This window comes from Faecalibacterium hattorii (assembly GCF_003287455.1).
GTDB lineage: Bacteria > Bacillota > Clostridia > Oscillospirales > Ruminococcaceae > Faecalibacterium > Faecalibacterium hattorii.
The window spans coordinates 51,340-75,457 of record NZ_PRLC01000005.1 but is presented as its reverse complement, the minus strand read 5'-3'; the positions used below and the strand labels follow the sequence as shown (position 1 = coordinate 75,457).

The window sequence follows — 24,118 nt, the reverse complement described above, 5'->3', positions numbered from 1 at the left end:
AGGAGGTTGGTAAGAAATGGCAAATGAAAAGAAGTCCAAGGTAAGCATCCTTACCAACGGCATCATCAAAGAAAACCCCGTCCTGCGTCTGGTTCTGGGCACCTGTTCCTGCCTTGCCGTTACCACGGCTGTTTCCAGCGCACTGGGCATGGGTGCGGCCTTCACATTCGTGCTGGTCTGCTCCAACATCCTGATCTCGCTGCTGCGCAACGTGATCCCCGCAAAGGTCCATCTGCCCTGCTACATCGTCATCATCGCGGGCTTCGTTACCATCGTGCAGATGGTGATGCACGCCTACATGGAGAGCCTGTACACCGCACTGGGCGTCTTCCTGCCCCTGATCGTCGTCAACTGCATCATCCTCGGCCGCGCCGAGATGTTCGCATGCAAGAACAATGTCGTGGATTCCGCTCTGGATGGCATCGGCATGGGCGTCGGCTACACCCTGACCGTTACCCTGATGGCCACCATCCGTGAGATCCTCGGCAGCGGCACTTGGCTGGGCTTTCAGGTCCTGCCGGAGAGCATGGCCAAGATGGGCATCATGACCCAAGCTCCCGGCGCATTCTTCTGCTTTGGCTGCCTGATGGCCGGCTGCATCTGGCTGGAAGGCAAGCTGGACGCCCGCATCGAGCGCAAGAGCTGCTGCGACCTTGACAATCTGAAGAAGGAGGCGGAATAAGATGCTCGTTAAACTCGCTGCTATCTTCTTCAGCATGATCCTTGTCAACAACTACGTGCTGGTGAAGTTCTATGGCATCTGCCCGTTCTTGGGCGTTTCCAAAAAGCTGGACTCCTCCCTCGGTATGTCCGGCGCTGTTATCTTCGTCATGCTGGTCGCAACGGCAGTTACCTTCCCGCTGCAGATCTTCATTCTGGACCCGGCTGGCCTGAGCTATCTGCAGACCATCGTCTTCATTCTGGTCATCGCCGTTCTGGTCCAGTTCATTGAGATCTTCCTGAAGAAGTATGTCGTTGCCCTGTACAACTCTCTGGGCGTTTATCTGCCCCTGATCACCACCAACTGCTGCGTGCTGGCCGTCACCATTCTGGTCGTTGACGACTACGGTGCCGACGTTGCCACGCTGGGCTTTGCCGCCGCTTACATCGAGGCTCTGGTCTGCGCTGTGGGCGCGGGCGTCGGCTTCATGCTGGCCATGGTCATGTTCAGCGGCGTGCGCAAGCGCGTGGAAGCCTGCGATCCCCCGGCACCCTTCAAGGGTCTGCCCATCACGCTGATCGCAGCGGCCATCACCAGCCTGTCCTTCATGGGCTTCGGCGGTCTGGTCGAGAACCTGTTCAACGTGACGCTGTAAGGGAGGAAACAGAACTATGAATATTGCATCAGCTGTTATCCTCTGTACCATCGTGGGCGCGGTGGGCGCGATCGTTCTGGTCGCCGCTGCCAAGTTCATGGCGGTGGAGGAAGATCCCCGCATTGAAGAAGTTGCCTCCTGTCTGGCCGGCGCAAACTGCGGCGGCTGCGGCTACGCGGGCTGTGCGGACTACGCAAAGGCTGTCGTTATGGACGGCGTGCCCTGCGATAAGTGCGCCCCCGGCGGCCCCAAGGCAGCCGCTGCCATCGCCAAGATCATGGGCGGCGAGGCAAGCGCGGTGGAAAAGAAGGCTGTGGTCCAGTGCCAAGGCAACTCCGAGCACTGCAAGCCCAGCTACGATTACAAGGGCATCCAGAGCTGCGCCGCAGCCGCTGCCCTGTACGGCGGCCCCAAGACCTGCACCTTCGCGTGCATCGGTCTGGGCGACTGCACCAAGGTCTGTAAGTTCGACGCCATTCACATCGTGGACGGCGTGGCAAAGGTGGACAAGGACAAGTGCACCGGCTGCGGTGCCTGTGCCAACATCTGCCCCAAGAAGGTCATCATGATCGACGCTGCCGGCCCCCGCAAGCCGGTGGTCATGTGCTCCAATCAGGACAAGGGCCCCGTCGCCATGAAGGCATGCACCACTTCCTGCATCGCTTGCGGCATGTGCGAGCGTACCTGTAAGTTCGACGCCATTCACGTTGTGGACGGCGTTGCACGGGTCGATTACGACAAGTGCAAGGGCTGCGGCATGTGCGCCCAGAAGTGCCCGAAGAAGATCATCCTCTTCCCGCTGAAGGACGATCCGTATCCCCCGAAGCCGGTGGTGAAGCCCGCAGCTCCCGCTGCTGCAAAACCGGCAGCTCCTGCTGCGAAGCCCGCTGAGGCTCCCAAGGCAGAATAACCAAACGCAAAATAGACGGACTGCTTGCAGTCCGTCTATTTTTTTACTATAATGAGGAAGAAAGTGAGGAAAACCCGGATGAACGAACAAAAAATGCGCTTGCGGAATGCGGGCTTCGTGACCTTCTTTTTCAGCGGCATCTGTGCCATCTCCAGCGGCGTGGTGGTCAGCCTGCTGCAGGAGCAGTACGGCTTTGCCTACGGCATGACCGGCACCCTGCTCTCCCTGATGAGCATTGGCAACCTGCTGGCGGGCTTTCTGGCCGGCGTGCTGCCGGGGGTGCTGGGGCTGAAGCCCAGCGTCCTGCTGCTGACCGTCGGCTACACGCTGGGGTACGGCATTATGGGCTTTACCGGCGCGGAAGTGCTGCTGGCGGCGGCGTTCTTCCTCGTGGGCATCGCCAAGGGCAGCGCCATGAATGCGTGCACCATCCTTGTCAGCGACAACTCCGCCGACCGCACCCGCGGCATGAACCTGATGCACAGCTGCTACGCCTGTGGCGCACTGCTCTGCCCCTTCCTGATCGCGGCAGCGGCCAAGGTCAGCACTTCGCTGGCGGTCTTCCTGCTGGCGGCGCTGGGGGTGGTGCTCTGGCTGGTCTACCTGAAAACGCCGATGGGCGGCAAGGTCCAGAGGGCAAAGGCCGCGATCGACTGGAGCTTTTTGCGCTCCTATCAGTTCTGGCTGCTGACGGGTCTGCTGTTCTGCCAGAACGCCGCCGAGCAGAGCGTCACCGGCTGGATGGTGACCTACTTCAAGGGCAGCGGCATCATTGCGGGCACGTTGGCGGCCTACACCGTCACCGTGATGTGGGGGGCCACGCTGGTGGCCCGGCTCCTCATCGCCTTTGTCTTCCCCTTCAAGGCCCCGCGCAAGGCGATGGTGGTCATGGCGGTGACCTGCACCATCTTCTATGTCTTCCTGATGCGGGCCGACAGCCAGCTTTCGGCCATCCTGCTGCTCTTCGCCTTTGCCTTTGCGATGGCGGGCATGAACCCCACCGCCGTGGCCAGCGCGGGCAAGATGACCAGCGTGACCAGCATGGGCATCATGCTGCCTGTGGCGTCCAGCGGCGCCATCCTGATGCCGTGGGTCATCGGCCGCGTGGCCGAGGGTGCGGGCCTTGCCGCCGGTATGGCGACCAACATCATCCCCTGTGTGGGCCTGTGTGTGTTTGCGGTGCTTGTCGCGCGCGAGCGCTGAACTCGCAGCCGCAATAGTCCTGCCGGTACAGGCCATACTCCTCCGACAGCTGCAAGCTGCGCAGATAGCCGTTGTGCTTTTTGAAATCCGAGGGCAGGTGCTTCACGCCGAACTCGGCTTCGAGCTCCTGCCCGATCTCGTTGATCCGCTTGGCGTCCTTGTGGGGGCTGATGGACAGGGTGGTGGTGAACCACTGGAAGCCGTGCTCGGCGGCGTACTGGGCCGCCCGGCGCATCCGCAGCCGGTAGCAGACGGTGCAGCGGCTGCCCCGCTCCGGCTCGTTTTCCAGCCCGGCGACGGCGGAGTAGAACTCCTGCGGGTCGTAGCGGTCCTCAATGACGGTCACCCCCAGCGGGTGTGCTGCCGCTACGAAGCGCTCCAGCTCCTCGCCGCGGCGGTGGTACTCCTCCGCGGGCCATGTGTTCGGGTTGTAGTAGAGGACGGTGATCTCAAAATGGGCGCAGAGCTGCTCCAGCACCGCGCTGGAACAGGGCCCGCAGCACGCATGGAGCAACAGCTTTGGCCGGGCATCCCCCAGAGTTTTCAACACTTCGTCCATCTGCTGTGCAAAATTCAACTGTTTTGACATGGATATCATCCTTTGGTATACTAAATACATTGTGATTTCTCCGCGCGTCCGCGCGGAGAAATCACCAAAACCAACTTTATTATAACACACTTTCGCATAAAAGAGGAGAGCTTCCCATGACGAACGAAAAGATCGCCCGCATCAACGAGCTGGCGCGCAAAAGCAAGACCACCGGCCTGACCGAGGCCGAAAAGGCGGAGCAGCAAGCTCTGCGGCAGGAGTATGTGGCCGATGTCAAGGCCAGCCTCCGCGCCCAGCTGGCCAACACCTCCATCAAGGAGCCGGACGGCACGGTGCATAAGCTGACCAAAAAGGATTAAAATAAGGTCAAATCGGGGAGGGACACGCAAGAATTTGCAAAACCCCTCTTTTTTTGTGCGCCGAAGCGTGCTATACTATACTTGTGCTGTTGTGGCTGCTTGGCAGGGCGGCACAAGATTCCCAAGGTGGCGTATCCCGCGCAAGGTGCGCGGAAAAGGCTGTCTTTTGAAAATGATAAAGAGGTCATTTATTATGCTTACTGCAATTACGGGTATCAACTGGGGCGATGAGGGCAAGGGCCGCATGGTCGACCTTATCAGTCAGGAATACGACATCGTTGCGCGCTATCAGGGCGGCAACAACGCGGGCCACACCGTGAAGAACGAGCGCGGCAAGTTCGTGCTGAACCTGCTGCCCTCCGGCATCCTGCGCCCGAATGTTGTCTGCGTGATGGGCAATGGTATGGTCATCGACCCGCACCATCTGGATGGCGAGATCAACAAGCTGCGCGAGCAGGGCATCGTCATCACTCCCGATAACCTGAAGATCTCCGACCGTGCAACCATCACCATGCCCTACCATGTGGAGCAGGATGGTCTGGAAGAGGCCCGCCTCTCCAAGACCGGTGCACAGTTCGGTTCCACCAAGCGCGGCATCGCTTACACTTACGGCGATAAGTACATGAAGAAGACCCTGCGCATGGGCGACCTGCTCCATCTGGACAACTCCGTGAAGAAGCGCCTCGTCACCATGGTCGATTCCAAGAATCTGGTCATGGAGGGCAGCTACAACGCCGCCCCCATCAGCGTGGATGAGATGTGGGCTTGGCTGGAGAAGTATGCCGCCATCTTCAAGGATTACATCTGCGACGCGGGTCAGTATCTGGCCGACGCAGATGCCGCCGGCAAGAAGATCCTGTTCGAGGCCCAGCTGGGCGCTCTGCGCGACATCGACTTCGGCATCTATCCCTACACCACCTCTTCCAACGTCATCGGCGCTTATGCCCCCATCGGCGCGGGCATTCCGGGCCACAAGCTGCACAACTCCATCGGCGTCATGAAGGCTTACTCCTCTTGCGTCGGCGACGGCCCCTTTGTCACCGAGCTGGCTATGACCGAGGAAGAGAAGCACGCACTGCGTGAGGCTGGCCACGAGTACGGCGCAGCCACCGGCCGTCCTCGCCGCGTCGGCCCCATCGACTTGGTGGCAAGCCGCTACGGCGTCTTCTGCCAAGGCTGCGATGAGGTCGCCCTGACCCTGCTGGACGTGCTGGACTACATGGAGAAGATCCCCATGGTCACCGCTTACAAGCTGGAAGACGGCACCACCACCACCCGCTTCCCCATGGGCGAGGCGCTGGATACCGCGCAGCCTGTGGTCGAGTACCTGCCCGGCTGGCACTGCGACATCACCGCTGCCCGCAAGTGGGAGGATCTGCCCAAGGAGGCTCAGGCTTACGTTGAGCACCTCGAAAAGGCGGTCGGCTGCAAGATCACCTATATCTCGGTCGGCGCAGAGCGCGAGGCTTATATCCATCGCGTCTGATCCGCTCTGCTTTCCCGGACCGCAATCGAAAAGGAAGCGTCACATATGTTTGATATCATTACCGACAGTGCCTGTGATCTGACCCCGGAAACGGCGGCGAAGCTGAACATCGAGATCGTTCCGTTCTATGTCTCGCTGGACGGCGAGCACTACCGCAAAGAGGGCAAGGAAATCGCGGTGCGGGACTTCTATCAGTTCATGGTAGATAACCCCTCGGCCTACCCCAAGACCAGTCTGCCCTCGCTGGAGGACTTTGAGACGGCCTTCCGTGCCCATGCTGAGGCCGGCCGCCCGGTGCTCTGCCTCTGCTTCACCAGCAAGATGAGCGGCTGTGTGGGCAGTGCCCGCAACGCCCGCGAGCTGGTGCTGGAGGACTACCCGGACGCTAAGATCGAGGTGATGGATTCGACGGCGGCCACTGTCACCGAGTCCATCGTGGTGGAAAACGCCGTCGCCATGCGCGACGCGGGCTGCTCACTGGACGAAGCCGTGGATTGGCTGAGCGCTGAGCGCGCCACCAACCAGATCTTCTTCACGGTCGGCAACCTCGATTACCTCATCAAGGGCGGCCGTATCGGCAAGGTGACCGGCCGCGCGGCCAACATTCTGGGCATCAAGCCGATGATCCTCTTCAAGGAGGGGGAGATCTTCTCCGCCGGCGTGGCCCGCGGCCGCCAGAAGAGCTTCGAGAAAGCGCTGGAACAGCTGATGGCGTACCTGTCCGAGCGGAACGGGACCCCCGACGATTACTGCATTACCGTGGGCTACGGCTACGACGAGGAAGAGGGCAGGCGCCTTTGGATGCAGACCCGTGCCGCCCTCCGCGCCAAGTACCCCGCCAGCCAGTGCGAGGTCGGCTTGCTGCAGATCGGCTGCACCATCGCCGTCCACACCGGCCCCTATGCGCTGGGAATGGGCATTATGCGGCGCTGGAAGAAGCAGTAAAAGAATAAATAAAAAGAGAAGCCCGCCTGTGGTATAGCATTTATGCTTTCCACAGGCGGGCTTTTTTAGCTGGTAAAAATGGAACCAATAAGGATATTGGATCAACTGAGATGTTTTCTCTATAAAAAGACATGGCGACCCTTGATAGGATCGCCATGTTGCCATTCTGGTCGGAGTGGCGAGACTCGAACTCGCGGCCTCCTGCTCCCAAAGCAGGCGCGCTACCAACTGCGCAACACCCCGGAAAGATACCACACTAGTATATCGCGTTTCGGGGCGTTCGTCAATGCTGAACGGGCAAAAATCCAACAAAAAGCCCGGCCGGGGCGCTGTACGGGACAGCGGCTCCGAGCCGGGCAGATGCGCTGGGATCAATCAGAAGGGGAGATGATTACAGGGCGAAGTAACGCTTTGCGTTGTCGAAGCAGATGCCCTTGACGATCTTCTCCAGAGCCTTCTCGTCGTTGGGATACTCGCCGTCCTCGACCCACTGGCCGATGATGTTGCACAGGATGCGGCGGAAGTAGTCGTGGCGGGTGTAGCTCAGGAAGCTGCGGCTGTCGGTCAGCATACCGACAAAGTTGCCCAGCAGACCGAGGCTTGCCAGACGAGTCATCTGCTCTTCCATGCCGATCTTGTGGTCATTGAACCACCATGCGGAACCGTGCTGGATCTTGCCGGGGACCTCGTTGTTCTGGAAGCAGCCCAGAATGGTGCCGATCTGTGCGTCGTCGCCGGGGTTCAGGCTGTAGATGATGGTCTTGGGGCACTCGTCGGTGTCGTTCAGAGCGCTCAGGAGGCTTGCGATCTCGCCGCCGCAGGTGGCGGTGTTGATCATGTCGAAGCCGGTATCGGGTCCCAGCAGGGTGTTCATCTTGCGGTTGACGCCGCGCAGGCAGTTGTAGTGGATCTGCATAGCGACGTTCAGGCGGTGATACTGTTTGCCCAGATGGATGAGGATGTAGGTCTGATACTTCTCAGCCTCTTCCGCGGTGACAGCCTCGCCAGCCATGGCCTTCTGGTAGATGGCGTTGACCTCTTCCTTGGTGGCCTCGCGGTAGGGCACATAGTCCAGACCGTGATCGGAAGCGCGGCAGCCCATCTCGACGAAGAACTCGATCCGCTTGGTCAGTGCATCGCAGACGCAGTTGATGCAAGCCAGCTTCTCCTTGCCGACGACCTTGGCCAGCTTGCCCATGTACTCTGCGAAGCCGGGCTTCTGGATGTTGATGGCCTTATCGGGGCGGAAGGAGGGGGCCACGGTGAACTTGATGGTGGGGTCTTCCTTGATCTTCTTGTGCCACTCCAGATCGTCGATGGGGTCATCGGTGGTGCCGATGAAAGCAACGTTGGACTGCTCGATCAGGCCGCGGACGGTCAGCTTGGGATCGTGCTGCAGCTTGTCGTTGCACAGGTTCCAGACTTCCTCTGCGGTGTCGCCGTTCAGGACGCCCTCGTAGCCGAAGAAGTGGTGCAGCTCCAGATTGGTCCAGTGGTACATCGGGTTGCCGATGGCCATGGGCAGAGCCTCAGCGAACTTCTGGAAGCGCTCGCGATCGGGCTTGTCGCCGGTGATGTACTCTTCGGGCACGCCGTTGGAGCGCATCACGCGCCACTTGTAGTGGTCGCCGAAGTAGCTGCCGTCCGGGTTGCGGCCGCCCAGCCAGACCTGAGCAATGTTTTCAAAGCGGCGGTTCTCGTAGATCTCGCGGGGAGGAATGTGGCAATGATAGTCGCAGATGGGCATATCCTCTGCATAATCGTGATACAGATGCTGAGCCGTAGCAGACTGGAGCATGAATTCCTTATCCATAAATGCTTTCATGGGTCGAACTCCTTTTCTGATTCATTCATCGAGTGGTAAAAAGTCGGGGCTGCCCGTCCGCGCGGGCGGGCTGTACCTAACCATAGTATACCGAAAAAAGCCGATGTATACAACTGAAAAACTGACAAATTTTCAGGCATTTCCTTGTGAAAACCGCTGGAATTTATAAAAATGGCCTGTTTTGGCCTAAAAATCTAGCAAAAAACACTTGACTTATTTGTATACAACAGCATACAATAGGAGCAAGAGGGGAGAGTACACGAGCTCTCCCAAGCGAAGCAAAGCAAACTTAAAAGGAGAACACCAAAATGGAAACTTTGAACTACAAGGTTCTGGAACAGACTGGCTACAACGGCTACATCCTGAAGGATGCTCCCATCAAGGTCATGCAGTTCGGCGAGGGCAACTTCCTGCGCGCTTTCGTGGACTACTTCTATGATATCGCCAACGAAAAAGCTGGCTACAACGGCAAAGTCAAGCTGGTGCAGCCCATCGGCAACTTCCCCCAGATGGCCGACTGGATCAACGAGCAGGAGGGCCTGTACACCCTGTATCTGCGCGGCAGCGAGAAGGGCCAGAAGGTCGATGCAAAGCGGGTGATCTCCTGCGTGTCCGACTGCGTCTGCCCCTACGTGGACAACAAGTGGGACGACGTGCTGGCGCTGGCCCGCTCTGAGGAGCTGGAGACCGTTGTATCCAACACCACCGAGGCTGGCATCGCTTACAACAAGGGCGACAGCGAGTTCGATCAGGTGCCCCCCAACAGCTTCCCCGCAAAGCTGACCCGTGTGCTGTATGAGCGCTACAAGGCCTTCAACGGCGCTGCCGATAAGGGTCTGGTCATCCTGTCCTGCGAACTGATCGACAACAACGGCAAAGAGCTGAAGAAGTGCTGCAACAACTACGCAAAGGACTGGAACCTCGACGCTACCTTCATCGATTGGATGAACAACGCCAACACCTTCTGCTCCACTCTGGTGGACCGCATCGTTCCGGGCCGCATCCGTGACCCGAAGGAGCTGGCTGCTCTGGAAGAGGCCAACGGCTACCATGATGCTGTTCTGGACGTCGGCGAAGTCTTCGGCGTCTGGGTCATCGAGGGCCCTGCCGGTCTGGAGGACAAGCTCCCGTTCAAGAAGGCTGGCGTCAACGTCATGGTCGTGCCGGACGTTACCCCCTACAAGAAGCGCAAGGTCCGCATCCTGAACGGTGCCCACACCGGCTTCGTTCTGGGCGCATATCTGGCCGGTTTTGACATCGTGCGTGACTGCATGCACAACGACACCGTCCGCGGCTTCATGAACAAGATGCTGCACGAGGAGATCATCCCCACCCTGCCGCTGGACAAGAAGGATCTGGAGGACTTCGCATCCGCTGTGGAGGATCGCTTCAACAACCCCTTCGTCAACCACGAGCTGATGAGCATCTCCCTGAACTCCACCTCCAAGTGGAAGGCCCGCAACATGCCTTCCTTCCTCGCTTACATCGAGGAGCAGAAGAAGCTGCCCCAGTGCCTGACCATGTCTCTGGCCGCTTACATCGCCTTCTACTCCAACGACATTCAGGAGCGCACCGCCGACGGCCTGATCTGCAAGCGCCCGGCCGGCAACACCTATAAGATTCAGGACGACGCATGGGCACTGGACTTCTACTATGCCCACAAGGACGACACCGCCGCTGAGCTGGTGCACGCCGTGCTGAGCAACACCCAGATGTGGGATCAGGACCTGACCAAGATCGAGGGTCTGGAGGCTGCCGTTCTGGCCGACCTCGAAAAGATCCGCACCGAGGGTGCCGAGGCTGCTTATAAGAGCTGCCTGTAAGCCGAACACTGTTCCATGGGAACCGAGGGGCTGCTGCTGAGGGCAGCAGCCCCCTTTTTTGCAAAGAGAGTTTTTGAGGAGATACACTATGCCGCAGGCAATTCATATCAGCCCCATCGACAACGTTGTGGTCGCGCTGCACCCCATCGCCAAGGGCACCCTCGTGGAGGTGGACGGTCTGTCCGTCACCGCACTGGAAGACATCCCGCAGGGTCATAAGATGGCAGTCGCCCCCATCAAGCAGGGCGAGAACGTCATCAAGTACGGCTTCCCCATCGGCCACGCCACCGCCGACGCCCAGCCGGGCACTTGGATGCACACCCACAACGTCCACACCAACCTTTCCGGTGAGGTGGAGTACAGCTACAACCCCGCCCCCGATCTGGCTCCGCTGCCCAAGGCGGCCCCGGAGACCTTTATGGGCTTCCGCCGCAAGGACGGCCGCGCCGCCATCCGCAACGAGATCTGGATCATCCCCACCGTCGGCTGTGTCAACGACATCGCCAAGAAGATCGTGGCGGACAATCAGGACCTCGTCACCGGCAGCATCGAGGGTCTGTACACCTTCACCCACCCCTTCGGCTGCAGCCAGACCGGCCATGACCACGCCCAGACCCGCAAGCTGCTGGCCGCACTGGTCCGCCACCCCAACGCCGCTGCCGTCCTCGTGCTCCATCTGGGCTGCGAGAACCTGCAGCACGATCAGTTCGTGGAAGAGCTGGGCGAGTACGACCACGACCGCGTGAAGTTCCTGACCTGTCAGGACGTGGACGACGAGTTCGCCGCCGCCCGCGACATCCTGAAGGAGCTGGCCGCCTACGCGGGCCAGTTCAAGCGTGAGCCTATCCCCGTGAGCGAGCTGGTGGTCGGCATGAAGTGCGGCGGCTCGGACGGCCTGTCCGGCATCACCGCCAATCCCACCATCGGTCGCTTCTCCGATATGCTGGGCCAGCGCGGCGGCTCCACCGTCCTGACCGAGGTGCCGGAGATGTTCGGTGCCGAGGGCTTCCTGATGGACCGCTGCATCAACCACGACGTCTTTGTGAAGGCGGAGAAGATGATCAACGGCTTCAAGGAGTACTTCATCAGCCACAATGAGGTCGTCTACGACAATCCCTCTCCGGGCAACAAGCAGGGCGGCATCACCACGCTGGAGGACAAGAGCTGCGGCTGCGTCCAGAAGGGCGGCACCGCCCCCATCATGGACGTCATCGGCTACGGCGACCCGGTGGTGACCAAGGGCCTGAACATGCTCTACGGCCCCGGCAATGACCTTGTGTCCGCTACGGCCATGACCGCTGCCGGTGCCCACATGATCCTCTTCTCCACCGGCCGCGGCACCCCGTTCTCGGCCCCGGCTCCCACCCTGAAGATCGCCACCAACACCCCGCTGGCCACCAAGAAGTCCGGCTGGATCGATTACAACACCGGCGTCATCGCCGACGGCGAGAAGACCATCGACGAGACCGCACAGGGTCTGTTGGAACTGGTCATCCGCGTGGCCAGCGGCGAGCAGACCAAGGCCGAGAAGCACGGCTTCCGTGAGATCTCCATCTTCAAGGACGGCGTCGTGTTATAAATAAAAAAGGCTGCTGTGCGTTTGTTTTGCGCACGGCGGCCTTTTTGTAAAATACAGGAAGGAAGTTTTATTATGGCAGTAAATACAACAGGAATGCTCTTGATCACACTGCTGGTTTATGCAGCGATCATCTATGGCGCAGTTTGGCTTGTAAAATACTTCATCCGGTATGGCGTTGATTACTATTTCAAAAAACTGGCAGAAAGCCAGAAAAATAGGGAGGACTTAAAATGAATCAGATCACCACCCAGTACGTTACCGAAGGCGGCGCCTGCTACGAGCAGTACGTCATCACCGACCCGGCTGCCAAGACGGCCCTGACCATCACCCCGGAGCGCGGCGGTATGATCACCGGCTTCACCCTCGACGGCGACGAGTACATCTGGACCCGCCGCCCCAACTTCAGCGAGTGCAACCGCCCCCGGTTCGGTGTGCCGGTGCTCTTCCCCAGCTGCGGCAACCCGGACGGCGGCGTCCACCTGTTTGACGGCAAGGCCTACCCCATGGAGTGCCACGGCTTCGCGGACCTCTGCGCATGGGAGGTGGAGAGTGTCGGCCCCGACGGCGTGACCCTTATTCTGGAGTCCACCCCGCTGACCAAGTTCCTCTACCCCTTCGACTTCACCCTGCTGGTGAACTACGACCTGAACGGCACCACCGCTTCCATCAGTATGACCGTCATCAACGAGGGTGATGTCCCGATGCCCTTCAGCTTCGGCTACCACCCCTACTTCACCGCTTCCGCGCTGGAGAATGTGGATTTTGACATCAAGTGCGCCACCTGCTCCGAGAACGCCAAGGGCGAGCAGCCCGCCGCCCCGGAAAAGATCACCCTGACCCGCAAGGAGGGCGCGGACAACTCCATCCGCCTGATGACCGGCGTGGAGTTCCCCATGACCTTCACCGACAAGGGCAACGGCCACAAGGTGACCGTGGACGCCGACGAGAGCTTCACCAACGGCGTGCTCTGGCAGCAGGACGCCGAGAGCTTCGTCTGCATGGAGCCTTGGAACGGCTGGGCCAACAGCGTCAATGAGGAAGGCAAGCACGAGGTGCTGGAGCCCGATGAGGCCCTCACGAGCGAGTGGACCATTACCATCGAGAAGATCTGATGGATGGTTCTCTTTTGCGCGCCAAAAGAGAACCAGAAAAGCGCCGCTTTTTCGAGGCGCGGGCACGAATCAAGGGCTGCTCGCCCTTGATAAACCCAAAGTAGAACAAAATCCCCCGAAATCGGGCGGTGTGCCATTCGGCACAAACGCTTTTCCGATTTCGGGGGATTTTTAATTTGCGGCTCTGCCGCAGAAATTACTTCTCCGGTGCAGCGAAAGCAATGGGGGTAGCACCTGCAGCAGCGTCAACGCTCAGCAGGGAGATGGGGGTGACCTCGTAGCTCAGGGTTTCGAAGCTCTGGGTGGCGCCGTCATCGGTGGTGAACTCCAGAACGTACTTAGCGGAGGTGTCTGCGTCCTCCGGCAGGGTCAGAACGACGCTCTCGCCGTCTGCCAGACCCTCACCGGCCAGATTCTCGCCCTTGTCCTCAGAACCGACAGCGTACAGGTACAGCTCGGCGACGTTGGTGCCGGTGGTGTTGTACACGGTGTACTCAGCGGGCTCCACAGCAGCCTCAGAGCTTGCAGCCTCGGAAGAAGCGGCAGCAGAGGAAGCCACAGAGGAAGCCACAGAAGAGGCAGCAGAAGAAGCGGTAGAGGAAGAAGAACCGCAAGCGGTCATGCCGATGGCCAGTGCCAGAGCAGCAGCCACGACAGCAGCATGTTTCAGTTTCATAGTGATGTATTCTCCTTGTTCGTGAAAAATTCCTTCGTGGGCAGACCTTCGTGTGAAAAGTTGCCCACGAGTAACTATTATACACAGTTCGACCGGAAAAGCAAGAAGTAATACTTTACAAAAGTATGAAAAGTAAAATAATTTTTGTTTCTGATGCAACAATAGACTATAATAAAATGCGAAATGTTGAAATAATATATTGACAATATACAAATCCTCTGTATACTTAAGCTAAAGTAGCAAAAATTGGAGGGGTATCCTATGAAAAAGCTACTCGGAACGTTGTTGGCTGTGTTCATGGGTTTATTGCTCCTCTGCTCCTGTGCAGCGAAAACAAGTAATTCGGCATCGTCCCTGCCGGACAGCCGGGACGAAATGGCCTTAGCTGGTGTCGATGCAAGATACAGTGCAATCTCTTCACAGACCGTCGAGCATGGTGAAGATTATGTCATCCAGTGGGAAGACCCTGCTATGGAAGCCCACGTCCGCTTTGTTCTGGATAAACCGGAAGGTGATATCCTGCACAGCGATGTGTGGAACATTCAAGTGCTTGTCTTGCGGGCAAGCAACGCAGATGGCTTTGATGTAGCATTGGAACAGCCTACCAGCGGGGATACATTCACCTTTGAGATGGTGGAGACGGACCCGGAAGTACGGCATTTGTACAATGGAACCGCCTTTCAGAGCCTGTCCGTACTGAACGACCTGAAGCATTTCGACAGCTTACAGTATTTTTCGTACAGCGCTTCGCAGCCGTATGATGAGCTGACCGACCTTTCCGGTCTGAGCGCCTGTAAGGGTTTGAAGATGTTGTCGATTGGCAATGCAAGACCGGAGACGCTTGCGCCGCTGGAAGAGTTACAGGCATTGCAGACGCTGACCCTGAGCAACTGCGGTACGTTGGATCTCACGCCGCTGGGAAAGCTTCCGGCCTTGACTTCGGTGAGTCTGTCAGTGGATACGCTTGTTTCGCTGGAACCGCTGGCGCAGATGGAACAGCTGTCTTATCTGGGGCTGACGAGTGGGACGACATATCCCGGCTTGGAACCGCTGGTACAGACGAACATCCGTTATCTGAATATGGGTGCCAGCATGGGCGACGAGAAGGCGTATGAAACGCTGGATTATACCCCGCTGGCCCAGATGAAGAGTCTGGTGTGGCTGAACCTGACCCATCAGGCACGGGTGGATTCGGCGCTCTGCGGTGCCATTCTGGACAGCAACAAGGAGCTGAAGTATCTGGACATCTCGTACACAGAAGCCGCGAAGTCCGGCGCAAAACCTAAAGTTGAATATCTGATGGATAAAACCTAAACCACAAAAACAGCCCGTACAGTGCAAGACTGTACGGGCTGTTTTTCACGTTATCAGCGTTTTCAGTGGAAAACTTACTTGGGCTGCTTGCCGATGTAAGCGAGGATGCCGCCGTCGGCGTAGAGGATCTGGCCGTTCACGAAGTCGGAAGCGTGGGAGGCGAGGAAGACGCAGGGGCCGACCATGTCCTCCGGCTCGCCCCAGCGGCCGGCAGGGGTCTTGGCGGTGATGAACTGATCGAAGGGGTGGCGGCTGCCGTCCGGCTGGATCTCGCGCAGGGGCGCGGTCTGGGCGGTGGCGATGTAGCCGGGGCCCATGCCGTTGCACTGGATGTTGTACTCACCGTACTCGGAGGCGATGTTCTTGGTCAGCATCTTCAGGCCGCCCTTGGCAGCAGCGTAAGCGGAGACGGTCTCGCGGCCCAGCTCGCTCATCATGGAGCAGATGTTGATGATCTTGCCCTCGCGCTTGGCGATCATATCGGGCAGGACGGCCTTGGAGCAGTTGAACGCACCGCCGACGTGGACGTCGATGACCCGCAGGAAGTCGGCGTGGCTCATTTCAATCATGGGCACCCGCTTCATCAGGCCTGCGTTGTTCACGAGGATGTCCACGGGGCCCACCTCTGCCTTGATCTTGGCGATCATAGCGTTGACGGCGGCTTCGTCGGTGACGTCAGCGACGTAGCCGTGGGCGTCGATGCCCGCTTCCTTGTAGGCGGCGATGCCTTTTTCAAGGCTGCCCTCGTTGGAGCAGTTGAAGCAGACCGTCGCGCCGCACTGGGCCATGCCCGCAGCGATGGAAAAACCGATGCCGTGGGCACCGCCGGTGACGAGGGCGACTTTGCCCTTCAGATCGAATGCAGAAAGATTCATAATTTCCTCCTCAAGTTAAATTTTTAGCAAAAAGCCCCATACCGGGCAGCCGGTACGGGGCTTGTGCAGGGTGCTTTTTAGCGCAGGTCAGTGGTAGCGATGTTGTCCATGTCGTCAAACTCCATGTTCTCGCCGCCCATTGCCCAGATAAACGTATAGTTCGAGGTGCCTACGCCGCTGTGGATGCTCCAAGAGGGGCTGATGACAGCATCCTCGTTGTGCATCACGATGTGGCGGGTCTGAGTAGGCTCGCCGCACATATGGAACACCACCTGCCCCTCCGGCAGTTCAAAGTAGGTATAGATCTCCATCCGCCGCTCGTGGGTGTGGCTGGGCATGGTGTTCCAGTTGGAACCCGGCTCCAGTTCGGTCATCCCCATGCTGAGCTGGCAGGTCTTCAGGACATCCGGGTGGATGAACTGATTGATGGTGCGCTTGTTGCAGGTCTCGACGCTGCCCAGAGGACGATGGTTTGCATCGGCCATCTTGATCAGGCGGGTCTCGTACGAGCAGTGTGCCGGAGCGGACACCATGTAGAACTTGGCGGGGTGCTCCGGATCGGCGGAAGCGAAGGTCACTTCCTTGGTGCCCTTGGTGATGTACAGGCAGTCCTTATAGCCCAGCTTGTACTCCACACCGTCGGCCACCACGATGCCGGTGGAATCCTTGCCGATGTTGAACATGCCGATCTCGCGGCGTTCGAGGAAATAGTGGGTGCCGAAATTGGCCCAGACGTCGATGCCCTTGTCGATGGAGACGGTCTCGTGCACCGGCATACAGCCCAGCGTGACCATACGGTCCACATGGCTGTAAACGGCCACGACCTCATCGGCCTTGTACAGGCCGGTGATCAGCATCTCGTCGCGCATTTCCTCGGTGGTATAGCGCTTGAAGTCCTTCTGGTTGCAGGAGTAACGGATATCCATTTCGGATCCCCTCCTGCTCTTAGCGCTGGATACGGCCGGAACCGTCGCCGCCAGCCAGCTTCTCGACCTCAGCAACGGTCATCATGTTGTAGTCGCCCTCGATGGAGTGCTTCAGAGCGGAAGCAGCCACAGCGAACTCAACAGCCTCCTGCGTGCTCTTGCCGGTCAGCAGGGCGTAGATCAGGCCGCCGCCGAAGGAGTCGCCGCCGCCAACGCGGTCGATGATCTTCAGCTCGTACTTCTTGGAGAAGCAGTACTCGTCGGAAGCGACATCGTACAGCATAGCGCTCCAGCCGTTCTCGGAAGCGTTGTGGGACTCGCGCAGGGTGATGGCGACCTTCTCGAAGTGGAACTTGTCAGCCAGCTGCTTTGCAACGCTCTTGTAGCCCTCAGCGTTCAGCTTGCCGCCGTAGATGTCGGTAGCCTCAGCCTCGATGCCGAAGACGTCCTTTGCATCCTCCTCGTTGGAGATGCAGACGTCAACGTACTGGCACAGCTCGGTCATAGCGGCACGAGCCTGCTCACGGGTCCACAGCTTGCCGCGGTAGTTCAGGTCGCAGCTGATCTTCACGCCGTGTGCCTTAGCAGCCTTGCAGGCTTCGAGGCAGATCTCGACGACGTTCTGGCCCAGAGCCGGGGTGATGCCGGTGAAGTGGAACCAATCGACACCCTCGAAGATCTTGTCCCAATCGAAGTCGGAGGGCTGAGCCAGCTGGATGGCGCTGTTGGCACGGTCGTAGATGCAGACGGAACCGCGCTGAGAAGCGCCCTTCTCGTTGTAGTAGATGCCAACGCGATCGCCGCCGCGGGTGATCATGCTGGTGTCAACACCGTAACGGCGCAGGCTGTTGACGGCTGCCTGACCGATGGCGTGTGCGGGGAGCTTGGTGACGAAAGCAGCGTCCAGACCGTAGTTGGCCAGAGAAACTGCGACATTCGCCTCGCCGCCGCCGAAGCTAAACTCCAGATTGTTTGCCTGAACGAAGCGCTCATAGTTGAACGGCTGCAGACGAACCATCAGTTCGCCAAAAGTAACGACTTTCATTGTGGTATTCTCCTTTTTGTTGTTTCCTATATAAGCCCGCCGCAGGGAAGACCGGTGCGGCGGAGCATGGCAGGTGGGATGGCGTCAGGGTTTAGGCCTGAACGAGGTGGAAGGCGAAGCCGCCGATCTCGTCTGCGAAGTAGCAGGCGACAGTCTTGCCGTTCTTGACGTTCTTGGAGTCCAGATCGAACTTCACGCCGCGCTGAGACAGGTGATAGATGGCGCGGTCCACATTGTTGCAGCCGATGGCGATGTGGCCATTGGTGCCGCGGCCCGGCTTCTTCATGATCTCGAATTCCTTGTTGCCGACGAAAATGCTGGAGTTGCCGGGAGCGACCTTCATATTCAGCATTGCACCGATGAAGTTGGCGATCTTCATGGCCTCCTCCTCGTTGCCGGTGTTGATGCCGACATGGTGCAGGTGCAGACCCAGCATGGTGTCAACGGCTTCCTTGCTCTGAGCGGTAATCTTTGCCCAGTCGCCAGCCTTGATGACGTCGCTCTTGCACATCCAAGTGCCGCCGACAGCAAAGATCTGGTCATAGCCCAGATAATCGTTGACATTCTTGGCGTTGACGCCGCCGGTGCACATCCAGCGGGCACCCTTCAGGGCAGCGCCGATGTTCTTCAGCATACCAACACCGCCGTTTGCCTCAGCGGGGAAGAACTTCAGAGCCTCGCAGCCCATGTTCATGGCCTGCTGCATCTCACCGGCGGAAGCAGTGCCGGGCATCATGATGCCGCCCTTGTCGATGACGTGCTTGCAGACCTCGGGGTCGAAGCCGGGAGCAACGATGAAGGAAGCACCGGCTGCCATTGCGCGGTCAGCCTGCTCGGTGGTCAGGACAGTGCCGGCGCCCAGCAGCATTTCGGGCATCTCGTCGTGGATCTTGCGGATGCACTCCTCAGCACATGCGGTGCGGAAGGTGACCTCAGCTGCGGGCAGACCACCGTCTGCCAGTGCCTTGCACAGGGGCAGGGCTTCATCAACGCTGTTGAAAGCGATAACAGGGATAATGCCGATCTGATAGACCTTTTCGACAATGGGATTCATAACGCATTCTCCTTTTATTTTAACTCATGGGAGTGGGGCTTGCCGCCATTTGGGCACACCCCGCCCCACCATACGTTCGTACTATTAGTATAAACGACGAAACGACATTTGGTAATGCTCAACAAGCACAATGTTTTGCATAGGAGCTTGTATACATTGCACAAAAATGCCGAAGCATCACAGACCAAGCCGCTCAAACAGCTCGGCGACGCCGTCGTGGTCGCAGTCGCCGGTGCTGACGAGGTCGGCCAGCGCCTTGATCTGGGGCATCCCGTTGGCCATGACGGCGGCGATGCCCGCCTTTTCCAGCATGGCGCGGTCGTTCTCGCTGTCGCCAAAGGCGGCGGTGGCCTCGCAGGGGATGCCCAGCCGGTCGGCCAGCGCCAGCAGGGCCGTGCCCTTGTCCACGCCCTTGGCCGTGAGCTCGATGTTATCCGGTGCGCCCTGCACCACTTCGGCCCCTTCCAGCGCGTAGAAGCGGGGGAGGGCGGCCTGTGCCTCCTCCGGGGTATCGAAGAACATGCAGAACTTCTCGACCTCGTGGGCGTGGCGGCTCATCCACTCGCTGAGGTCGTTCACTACGGTGAAGCGGCCGTCGTTGGGCTGGCGGGCCTCGGTGGAGCCGGTGCGCCGGGCATAGCGGACCCCGAACCGCGCCATGCCCACCCGGTCGCGGTAGGTGCGGCCATCGCAGAAGACGCTCAGGGCGCCGGGGTATTCCATATAAAGTGCAAAGGCCTCCCGCGCCAGCTCCACCGGCATGGGCCGGGCGATGAGGGCCGTGGGTTCGGTGGTGCGGTGCTCGGCGGCGTTCCAGTAGCGGCTGTAGACTGCACTCATGGGGTTCGCGCCGAGGTCCCAGACTGCGGCTCCGTTGGAGGTGATGGCGTAGCGGATGCCGGGGAGCTGGGCCACCACCGGCGGCAGATTGGACAGCGGGCGGCCCGTGGCGGGCAGCACCACCACGCCCTGCGCCACCGCGTCGGCGATGGCTTGGCGGGTGCGGGGAGTGACTGCGCCTTGGCGGTCCAGCAGCGTGCCGTCGAGGTCGAGGGCGATGAGACGGGGATGAATGAGGTTTGACATAAGGTCTCCTTTTGGCTTGCATACTCCCTCAGTCACGGCTTTGCCGTGCCAGCTCCCTCGGTGAGGGAGCCTTTTGCGTGACGGACAGATGGAAAGCCTCCCTCCGGGAGGGAGGTGGCATCGCGCAAGCGATGACGGAGGGAGTGAGGAATACTTTTATTGTATCCTAGAATTTGTATTTGCGCAATACGTCGCCTTGTGGTAAAATAAAGCGTTGCGAAATCAAAAATATAGGAGAAAAGACATGAAGACCCCATCCCTGCGTTCCAAGCTGAAGCCGCATCTGTGGTTTCAGGCCTATTGGGTGATCTATCTCATCTGGTTTTTCTGGCTGGACTTGACCATCAAAAATCCGAAGTACATCATCCATTCCCCCATCGACGACCTCATTCCGTTCAATGAATGGTTCATCTTCCCCTATTGCAGCTGGTTTGTGCTGCTGGCGGCGGTGACGGCGATGCTCTGGTGGTATGACACCGAGAGCTACGACAAGCTCTGCCTGATGATGTTCTCCGGCATGACCCTCTGCCTGATGATCTACATGATCCTGCCCAACGGGCTGGATATCCGCCCCACGGCGGAGGCCATCGGCCGCGACAACCTTGCGATGCGGATCATGCAGCTTATCTGGAAGGCCGATGCCTCGGTCAACGTCTGCCCGTCCATCCACTGCCAGAGCTCCGGCTGCATGGCGCTGGCCTTTTCCCAGAGCAAGCTGGCAAAGCACCGCCCGGCGCTGAAGGCCGTGGCGTGGGTCTGGGCCGGACTCATCTGCCTGTCCACCGTCTTCACCAAGCAGCATTCCATCATTGATGTGGTCTGCGGTCTGGTGCTGGTGGCCGTCTGGGTGCCGTTCCTGTATGGCAAAAAGACGAAAATCGCAGATTGACAAGAAAATCTTGCATTTTATGGCCCTTTCCTATTGACGGCGGACGTTGTTCCGGGGTAAAATGAAACTGGCGCCTGCACTAATATATCAGAGAGCGGAGCGCCTACGTTTTGGTTGCCAAAAGGAGAGAGGAACGATGGCAGTACGGAGTGCACGAGAGGCTGCATACGAGACCATCCGCAGCCGTATCATTACAATGGAACTGAAACCCGGCGATGAACTCAACGATCATGAGCTGGCGCAGGAGCTCGGCATCAGCCGCACCCCCATGCGGGAAGCGCTCATCATGCTCAACATCGCCCACATGGTCACCATCAAGCCGCAGAGCGGTACATACGTTGCCCCCATCGACCTGAAGCTGATGGAGATGGAGCAGTTTGCCCGCTATACCTTAGAAAAGGAGATCCTGAACCGCGTCCGCGGCCGCCTGACCGGCGAGCAGGAGGCGGCTTATCGGCTGCTCATCGAGCGGTACCGCGTGCTGGAGAGCGACCCCGGTGCCGAGAACCGTGAGACCCGGATGCTGGACCTCGACAACGCCTTCCACCGCCGAGCCTTTGAGCTGTGCGGGATGGAGGAGCACTTCGACCATATGCTGTCCACCTTCCAGCACATCGAGCGGCTGCGCAAGTTCAGCTTGCAGACCGAGGAAAACAAGTCCGTCTGCGGCGCGCACACCCGCATTCTGGAAGCCGTGCTCCACGGCAGCGAGGAGGATGTGGGCCGTGCCCTGAGCGACCACCTCAACCGCTATAAGCTCTCGGTGGAACAGGCGAAGGCAAACCACCCGGATTACTTTATTGAAGGTTAAAAGGTAAAATATTGAAAGGCCCTTGGAATGCAGAAGCTGTAGTCTTTGCATCCCAAGGGCCTTTGCTGTTTTGTGAAACCGGAGGTGATAGAAAATCAATTAGAAGTTAATGGTGACAGAATCGGTGGTGGAAAGAGTGTACCAAGTGTTGCCGTCGATAATTGCAAATGCGGTTTTGATCGTTTTAATGTTTGTGATACCGGCATTGTTGAGGTCACTGTTCAGGAAAAGCAGGGTATCATACCCCTTTTCACCGTTGTTCACGGAGCAGGACATGATGGCATCCATCGAGAAACCGTTCACCGAAGTGTTGCGGGCCTGAACGATGATGCTCCGGCCAGAATTGTTCTCAACGCGAACCTTGATCTGAGGGCCAAGGACATTGCCCTTCAGGTCGAGGTTGCCGACCAGAATGATCTTGACGCCATCCCGATTGACGAGCTCAACTTCGCCCTTGGAAGTGGTGCTGGTGTTGGTTTCGGGGTTGGTAACAGTCGGCGTGGTGGACTGGCAAGCGGTTAGCGTGAAGAACATCATGACCGTAGCGAGAATGAGTGCGAGTCTTTTTAGATTTTTCATACTGATTCCTCCTAAGTACGAATAAAAAGATGCTTATAACATCATAATACACCTGATAAGATGTAAAGTCAATACATCTGATTGGATGTCAAGTATAGTTCCTCTCAAGGGGGCTTTACTTTTATGTATTGCTACGAACGACTTCGGGATTTGCGGGAAGACGCAGACCTGACACAGAAGGAAGCGGGGGCGCTTCTGAATACGACCCAGCAGCAGTATGCAAAATATGAGCTGGGAGTGCAGGAGATTCCGACACATCATCTGATGACGCTGGCGGATCATTATGGGGTCTGCATCGATTACATTGTTGGCCGGGCGGACTGGACAGACACGGAACTCTACCGGGAACTGCGCACATGGAAGCCGGAAGAAAAAGAGCGGCTGCTCCGCAGTCTGCGGGTGAAAGAGTGAGCGTGCAGCATTTCCATCAATATTGACAAAAAAATAGCAAGAAAATCGTGGAATAGACGGCTGCAAAAGGGGCAAAATCCTTTGTGCAGTCGTCTTTTTGTCTAAAGTATACAAGAAAAAACTTCAAAAAATGTCAAAACGCCAATTGCCAAGGCGAAACTGATATATTAGAATATAAGCAGGGATGTGCCGCAGCGGTTGCTGCGGACGGAAAAGCAAAGCAACATAAGGAGGAAACCCCTATGCCTATGAAAATGGGTTGGCGTTGGTATGGTGAGGGCAACGACCCCATCACCCTCAACGACATCAAGCAGATCCCCGGCGTGACCAGCATCGTCTGGGCACTGCACAATAAGATGCCCGGCGAGATCTGGGAGATCGACGAGATCCAGAAGGTCGCAGACCAGATCCACGCTTACGGCTTCGATATGGACGTGGTCGAGTCCGTCAATGTCCACGACGACATCAAGATCGGTCTGCCCACCCGCGATAAGTATATCGAGAACTACAAGCAGTGCATCCGCAACCTGTCCAAGTTCGGCGTCAAGGTCATCTGCTACAACTTCATGCCCATCTTTGACTGGACCCGTACCGACCTGTTCCACCCCGTCGGCGATGGCTCCACCGCTCTGTTCTATCAGAAGGACATGATTCAGGACGACTACAAGGCCATGGCCGACTACATCCTCGGCTTTACCGAGAAGTATCACATGACCTTCCCCGGCTGGGAGCCGGAGCGCATGGCAAAACTGGACGAGCTGTTCAAGGCCTACGCCCCTGTCACCAAGGAGAAGCTGTGGGAGAACCTGAAGTACTTCCTCGAAGCCATCATGCCCACCTGCCGCGAGTGCGACATCAAGATGGCCATCCACATGGACGATCCCCCTTGGGATATCTTCGGTCTGCCCCGTCTGCTGGTGGATGCCGAGAGCATCGACCGCTTCCTGAGCATGGTGGACGACGAGTACAACTGCCTGACCCTGTGCTCCGGCAGCCTGAACGCGAACCCCAACAACAACGTTGCTGAGATCGTGCGCAAGCACTGCGACCGCATCGCCTTCGCTCACATCCGCAACATCCATCACTTCCCCAACGGCGACTTCTCCGAGGCTGCTCACCGCGACTGCTGCGGCGAGACCGGCATCATCGAGATCCTGCGCGCTTACCATGACGGCGGCTACGAGGGCTATATCCGCCCCGACCACGGCCGCCAGCTGTGGGAGGAAGGCCCCGGCAACTGCCGCCCCGGCTACGGCAAGTATGACCGTGCTCTGGGCATCCAGTATATGCTGGGCGTCTGGGATCTGCTGGATCGTCTGGATGAAGAGAAAAAGAAAGGCTGAA

Annotated in this window: 25 protein-coding genes and 1 tRNA gene; 16 read left to right on the top strand and 10 right to left on the bottom strand. The window is 58.5% G+C overall.

The features are described 5' to 3' along the window. Positions 1–16: 16 nt before the first annotated feature. From rsxE to C4N23_RS04800, 4 genes are all read left to right on the top strand, one after another. Positions 17–682, top strand: coding sequence for an electron transport complex subunit RsxE (gene rsxE / locus C4N23_RS04815; RefSeq protein ID WP_097839826.1), 666 nt, complete (start codon positions 17–19; stop codon positions 680–682). A 1-nt stretch (position 683) separates the two neighbouring features. Further along, positions 684–1,316 carry an electron transport complex protein RnfA gene (locus C4N23_RS04810; RefSeq protein ID WP_112144459.1) on the top strand — a complete coding sequence of 211 codons (633 nt, stop codon included), beginning with the start codon at positions 684–686 and terminating at the stop codon, positions 1,314–1,316. A 16-nt stretch (positions 1,317–1,332) separates the two neighbouring features. Further along, positions 1,333–2,226, top strand: a complete 894-nt coding sequence (locus C4N23_RS04805) for an RnfABCDGE type electron transport complex subunit B (protein ID WP_097839825.1) — start codon at positions 1,333–1,335, stop codon at positions 2,224–2,226. Positions 2,227–2,304: 78 nt separating this feature from the next. Next, complete coding sequence (locus C4N23_RS04800) at positions 2,305–3,429, top strand: MFS transporter (protein WP_112144457.1); 1,125 nt, start codon at positions 2,305–2,307, stop codon at positions 3,427–3,429. On the opposite strand, the gene C4N23_RS04795 is transcribed toward C4N23_RS04800, so the two are convergent. Next, on the bottom strand, positions 3,374–4,027 hold the full coding sequence (locus tag C4N23_RS04795; RefSeq protein ID WP_112144455.1) for an epoxyqueuosine reductase QueH: 654 nt from the start codon (positions 4,025–4,027) through the stop codon (positions 3,374–3,376). The genes C4N23_RS04800 and C4N23_RS04795 overlap by 56 nt on opposite strands. A 107-nt stretch (positions 4,028–4,134) precedes the next feature. Between C4N23_RS04795 and C4N23_RS04790 the strand changes: the two genes are divergently transcribed. The 3 genes from C4N23_RS04790 to C4N23_RS04780 all read left to right on the top strand — a co-directional run bounded on the left by C4N23_RS04790 (position 4,135) and on the right by C4N23_RS04780 (position 6,769). Further along, positions 4,135–4,338 carry a DUF896 domain-containing protein gene (locus tag C4N23_RS04790; protein ID WP_055190130.1) on the top strand — a complete coding sequence of 68 codons (204 nt, stop codon included), beginning with the start codon at positions 4,135–4,137 and terminating at the stop codon, positions 4,336–4,338. Between the two features lie 193 nt (positions 4,339–4,531). Beyond that, positions 4,532–5,824 carry an adenylosuccinate synthase gene (locus C4N23_RS04785; RefSeq protein WP_112144453.1) on the top strand — a complete coding sequence of 431 codons (1,293 nt, stop codon included), beginning with the start codon at positions 4,532–4,534 and terminating at the stop codon, positions 5,822–5,824. Positions 5,825–5,869: 45 nt separating this feature from the next. Continuing rightward, on the top strand, positions 5,870–6,769 hold the full coding sequence (locus tag C4N23_RS04780; protein ID WP_055190126.1) for a DegV family protein: 900 nt from the start codon (positions 5,870–5,872) through the stop codon (positions 6,767–6,769). A gap of 167 nt (positions 6,770–6,936) precedes the next feature. On the opposite strand, the gene C4N23_RS04775 is transcribed toward C4N23_RS04780, so the two are convergent. Continuing rightward, a tRNA-Pro gene (locus C4N23_RS04775) sits at positions 6,937–7,012 on the bottom strand. 148 nt (positions 7,013–7,160) lie between these two features. After that, positions 7,161–8,594: a glucuronate isomerase gene (uxaC, locus tag C4N23_RS04770; RefSeq protein ID WP_112144451.1), complete on the bottom strand. Its 1,434-nt coding sequence runs from the start codon at positions 8,592–8,594 to the stop codon at positions 7,161–7,163. 308 nt (positions 8,595–8,902) lie between these two features. Between uxaC and C4N23_RS04765 the strand changes: the two genes are divergently transcribed. The 4 genes from C4N23_RS04765 to C4N23_RS04755 all read left to right on the top strand — a co-directional run bounded on the left by C4N23_RS04765 (position 8,903) and on the right by C4N23_RS04755 (position 13,108). Beyond that, a complete protein-coding gene (locus C4N23_RS04765; protein ID WP_112144449.1) occupies positions 8,903–10,417 on the top strand; it encodes a tagaturonate reductase in 1,515 nt (504 codons plus the stop codon). An 88-nt stretch (positions 10,418–10,505) separates the two neighbouring features. After that, positions 10,506–11,996, top strand: a complete 1,491-nt coding sequence (locus C4N23_RS04760; protein ID WP_112144447.1) for a UxaA family hydrolase — start codon at positions 10,506–10,508, stop codon at positions 11,994–11,996. A gap of 72 nt (positions 11,997–12,068) precedes the next feature. Beyond that, on the top strand, positions 12,069–12,230 hold the full coding sequence (locus C4N23_RS13975) for a hypothetical protein (protein ID WP_172678628.1): 162 nt from the start codon (positions 12,069–12,071) through the stop codon (positions 12,228–12,230). Continuing rightward, positions 12,227–13,108: an aldose epimerase family protein gene (locus tag C4N23_RS04755; RefSeq protein ID WP_112144445.1), complete on the top strand. Its 882-nt coding sequence runs from the start codon at positions 12,227–12,229 to the stop codon at positions 13,106–13,108. The genes C4N23_RS13975 and C4N23_RS04755 overlap by 4 nt, the downstream gene beginning before the upstream one ends. A gap of 196 nt (positions 13,109–13,304) precedes the next feature. On the opposite strand, the gene C4N23_RS04750 is transcribed toward C4N23_RS04755, so the two are convergent. Beyond that, positions 13,305–13,784 carry a cytochrome C gene (locus tag C4N23_RS04750; protein ID WP_112144443.1) on the bottom strand — a complete coding sequence of 160 codons (480 nt, stop codon included), beginning with the start codon at positions 13,782–13,784 and terminating at the stop codon, positions 13,305–13,307. A gap of 261 nt (positions 13,785–14,045) precedes the next feature. Here C4N23_RS04750 and C4N23_RS04745 point away from each other — a divergent pair, with 261 nt between their 5' ends. Continuing rightward, entirely contained in the window at positions 14,046–15,098 is a 1,053-nt protein-coding gene (locus C4N23_RS04745) for a leucine-rich repeat domain-containing protein (RefSeq protein WP_146746467.1), read from the top strand. Between the two features lie 74 nt (positions 15,099–15,172). Here the strand turns inward: C4N23_RS04745 and C4N23_RS04740 are convergent, their stop codons facing one another. From C4N23_RS04740 to C4N23_RS04720, 5 genes are all read right to left on the bottom strand, one after another. Next, complete coding sequence (locus C4N23_RS04740) at positions 15,173–15,973, bottom strand: gluconate 5-dehydrogenase (protein WP_112144439.1); 801 nt, start codon at positions 15,971–15,973, stop codon at positions 15,173–15,175. Positions 15,974–16,050: 77 nt separating this feature from the next. Continuing rightward, positions 16,051–16,899, bottom strand: a complete 849-nt coding sequence (gene kduI / locus C4N23_RS04735) for a 5-dehydro-4-deoxy-D-glucuronate isomerase (protein WP_055190109.1) — start codon at positions 16,897–16,899, stop codon at positions 16,051–16,053. Between the two features lie 19 nt (positions 16,900–16,918). Beyond that, entirely contained in the window at positions 16,919–17,944 is a 1,026-nt protein-coding gene (locus C4N23_RS04730) for a sugar kinase (RefSeq protein WP_055190107.1), read from the bottom strand. Positions 17,945–18,035: 91 nt separating this feature from the next. Next, positions 18,036–18,998, bottom strand: coding sequence for a bifunctional 4-hydroxy-2-oxoglutarate aldolase/2-dehydro-3-deoxy-phosphogluconate aldolase (gene eda / locus C4N23_RS04725; RefSeq protein WP_112144437.1), 963 nt, complete (start codon positions 18,996–18,998; stop codon positions 18,036–18,038). Positions 18,999–19,175: 177 nt separating this feature from the next. After that, positions 19,176–20,084, bottom strand: coding sequence for a Cof-type HAD-IIB family hydrolase (locus C4N23_RS04720; RefSeq protein ID WP_112144435.1), 909 nt, complete (start codon positions 20,082–20,084; stop codon positions 19,176–19,178). Positions 20,085–20,328: 244 nt separating this feature from the next. Here C4N23_RS04720 and C4N23_RS04715 point away from each other — a divergent pair, with 244 nt between their 5' ends. Beyond that, entirely contained in the window at positions 20,329–20,973 is a 645-nt protein-coding gene (locus C4N23_RS04715; protein ID WP_112144433.1) for a phosphatase PAP2 family protein, read from the top strand. A 136-nt stretch (positions 20,974–21,109) separates the two neighbouring features. Continuing rightward, the gene (locus tag C4N23_RS04710; protein ID WP_097839798.1) at positions 21,110–21,784 is read left to right on the top strand and encodes a GntR family transcriptional regulator; all 675 of its coding nucleotides are present in this window, start codon (positions 21,110–21,112) and stop codon (positions 21,782–21,784) included. A gap of 99 nt (positions 21,785–21,883) precedes the next feature. Here C4N23_RS04710 and C4N23_RS04705 read toward each other — a convergent pair whose 3' ends face one another. Further along, entirely contained in the window at positions 21,884–22,321 is a 438-nt protein-coding gene (locus tag C4N23_RS04705) for a hypothetical protein (protein WP_181567070.1), read from the bottom strand. 165 nt (positions 22,322–22,486) lie between these two features. Between C4N23_RS04705 and C4N23_RS04700 the strand changes: the two genes are divergently transcribed. After that, on the top strand, positions 22,487–22,774 hold the full coding sequence (locus C4N23_RS04700; RefSeq protein ID WP_112144429.1) for a helix-turn-helix domain-containing protein: 288 nt from the start codon (positions 22,487–22,489) through the stop codon (positions 22,772–22,774). Positions 22,775–23,016: 242 nt separating this feature from the next. Next, entirely contained in the window at positions 23,017–24,117 is a 1,101-nt protein-coding gene (gene uxuA, locus C4N23_RS04695; protein ID WP_055190097.1) for a mannonate dehydratase, read from the top strand. Position 24,118 lies beyond the last annotated feature (1 nt).

Coding starts and splice junctions, on each gene's coding strand:
- C4N23_RS04740 (WP_112144439.1), bottom strand. CDS start 15,973: ATGAATCTTTCTGCATTCGATCTGAAGGGCAAAGTCGCCCTCGTCACC.
- C4N23_RS04745 (WP_146746467.1), top strand. CDS start 14,046: ATGAAAAAGCTACTCGGAACGTTGTTGGCTGTGTTCATGGGTTTATTG.
- C4N23_RS04755 (WP_112144445.1), top strand. CDS start 12,227: ATGAATCAGATCACCACCCAGTACGTTACCGAAGGCGGCGCCTGCTAC.
- kduI (WP_055190109.1), bottom strand. CDS start 16,899: ATGGATATCCGTTACTCCTGCAACCAGAAGGACTTCAAGCGCTATACC.
- C4N23_RS04800 (WP_112144457.1), top strand. CDS start 2,305: ATGAACGAACAAAAAATGCGCTTGCGGAATGCGGGCTTCGTGACCTTC.
- C4N23_RS04715 (WP_112144433.1), top strand. CDS start 20,329: ATGAAGACCCCATCCCTGCGTTCCAAGCTGAAGCCGCATCTGTGGTTT.
- C4N23_RS04705 (WP_181567070.1), bottom strand. CDS start 22,321: ATGATGTTCTTCACGCTAACCGCTTGCCAGTCCACCACGCCGACTGTT.
- C4N23_RS04720 (WP_112144435.1), bottom strand. CDS start 20,084: ATGTCAAACCTCATTCATCCCCGTCTCATCGCCCTCGACCTCGACGGC.
- C4N23_RS13975 (WP_172678628.1), top strand. CDS start 12,069: ATGGCAGTAAATACAACAGGAATGCTCTTGATCACACTGCTGGTTTAT.
- C4N23_RS04790 (WP_055190130.1), top strand. CDS start 4,135: ATGACGAACGAAAAGATCGCCCGCATCAACGAGCTGGCGCGCAAAAGC.
- uxuA (WP_055190097.1), top strand. CDS start 23,017: ATGCCTATGAAAATGGGTTGGCGTTGGTATGGTGAGGGCAACGACCCC.
- eda (WP_112144437.1), bottom strand. CDS start 18,998: ATGAATCCCATTGTCGAAAAGGTCTATCAGATCGGCATTATCCCTGTT.
- C4N23_RS04710 (WP_097839798.1), top strand. CDS start 21,110: ATGGCAGTACGGAGTGCACGAGAGGCTGCATACGAGACCATCCGCAGC.
- uxaC (WP_112144451.1), bottom strand. CDS start 8,594: ATGAAAGCATTTATGGATAAGGAATTCATGCTCCAGTCTGCTACGGCT.
- rsxE (WP_097839826.1), top strand. CDS start 17: ATGGCAAATGAAAAGAAGTCCAAGGTAAGCATCCTTACCAACGGCATC.
- C4N23_RS04780 (WP_055190126.1), top strand. CDS start 5,870: ATGTTTGATATCATTACCGACAGTGCCTGTGATCTGACCCCGGAAACG.
- C4N23_RS04795 (WP_112144455.1), bottom strand. CDS start 4,027: ATGATATCCATGTCAAAACAGTTGAATTTTGCACAGCAGATGGACGAA.
- C4N23_RS04785 (WP_112144453.1), top strand. CDS start 4,532: ATGCTTACTGCAATTACGGGTATCAACTGGGGCGATGAGGGCAAGGGC.
- C4N23_RS04760 (WP_112144447.1), top strand. CDS start 10,506: ATGCCGCAGGCAATTCATATCAGCCCCATCGACAACGTTGTGGTCGCG.
- C4N23_RS04805 (WP_097839825.1), top strand. CDS start 1,333: ATGAATATTGCATCAGCTGTTATCCTCTGTACCATCGTGGGCGCGGTG.
- C4N23_RS04700 (WP_112144429.1), top strand. CDS start 22,487: ATGTATTGCTACGAACGACTTCGGGATTTGCGGGAAGACGCAGACCTG.
- C4N23_RS04730 (WP_055190107.1), bottom strand. CDS start 17,944: ATGAAAGTCGTTACTTTTGGCGAACTGATGGTTCGTCTGCAGCCGTTC.
- C4N23_RS04765 (WP_112144449.1), top strand. CDS start 8,903: ATGGAAACTTTGAACTACAAGGTTCTGGAACAGACTGGCTACAACGGC.
- C4N23_RS04810 (WP_112144459.1), top strand. CDS start 684: ATGCTCGTTAAACTCGCTGCTATCTTCTTCAGCATGATCCTTGTCAAC.
- C4N23_RS04750 (WP_112144443.1), bottom strand. CDS start 13,784: ATGAAACTGAAACATGCTGCTGTCGTGGCTGCTGCTCTGGCACTGGCC.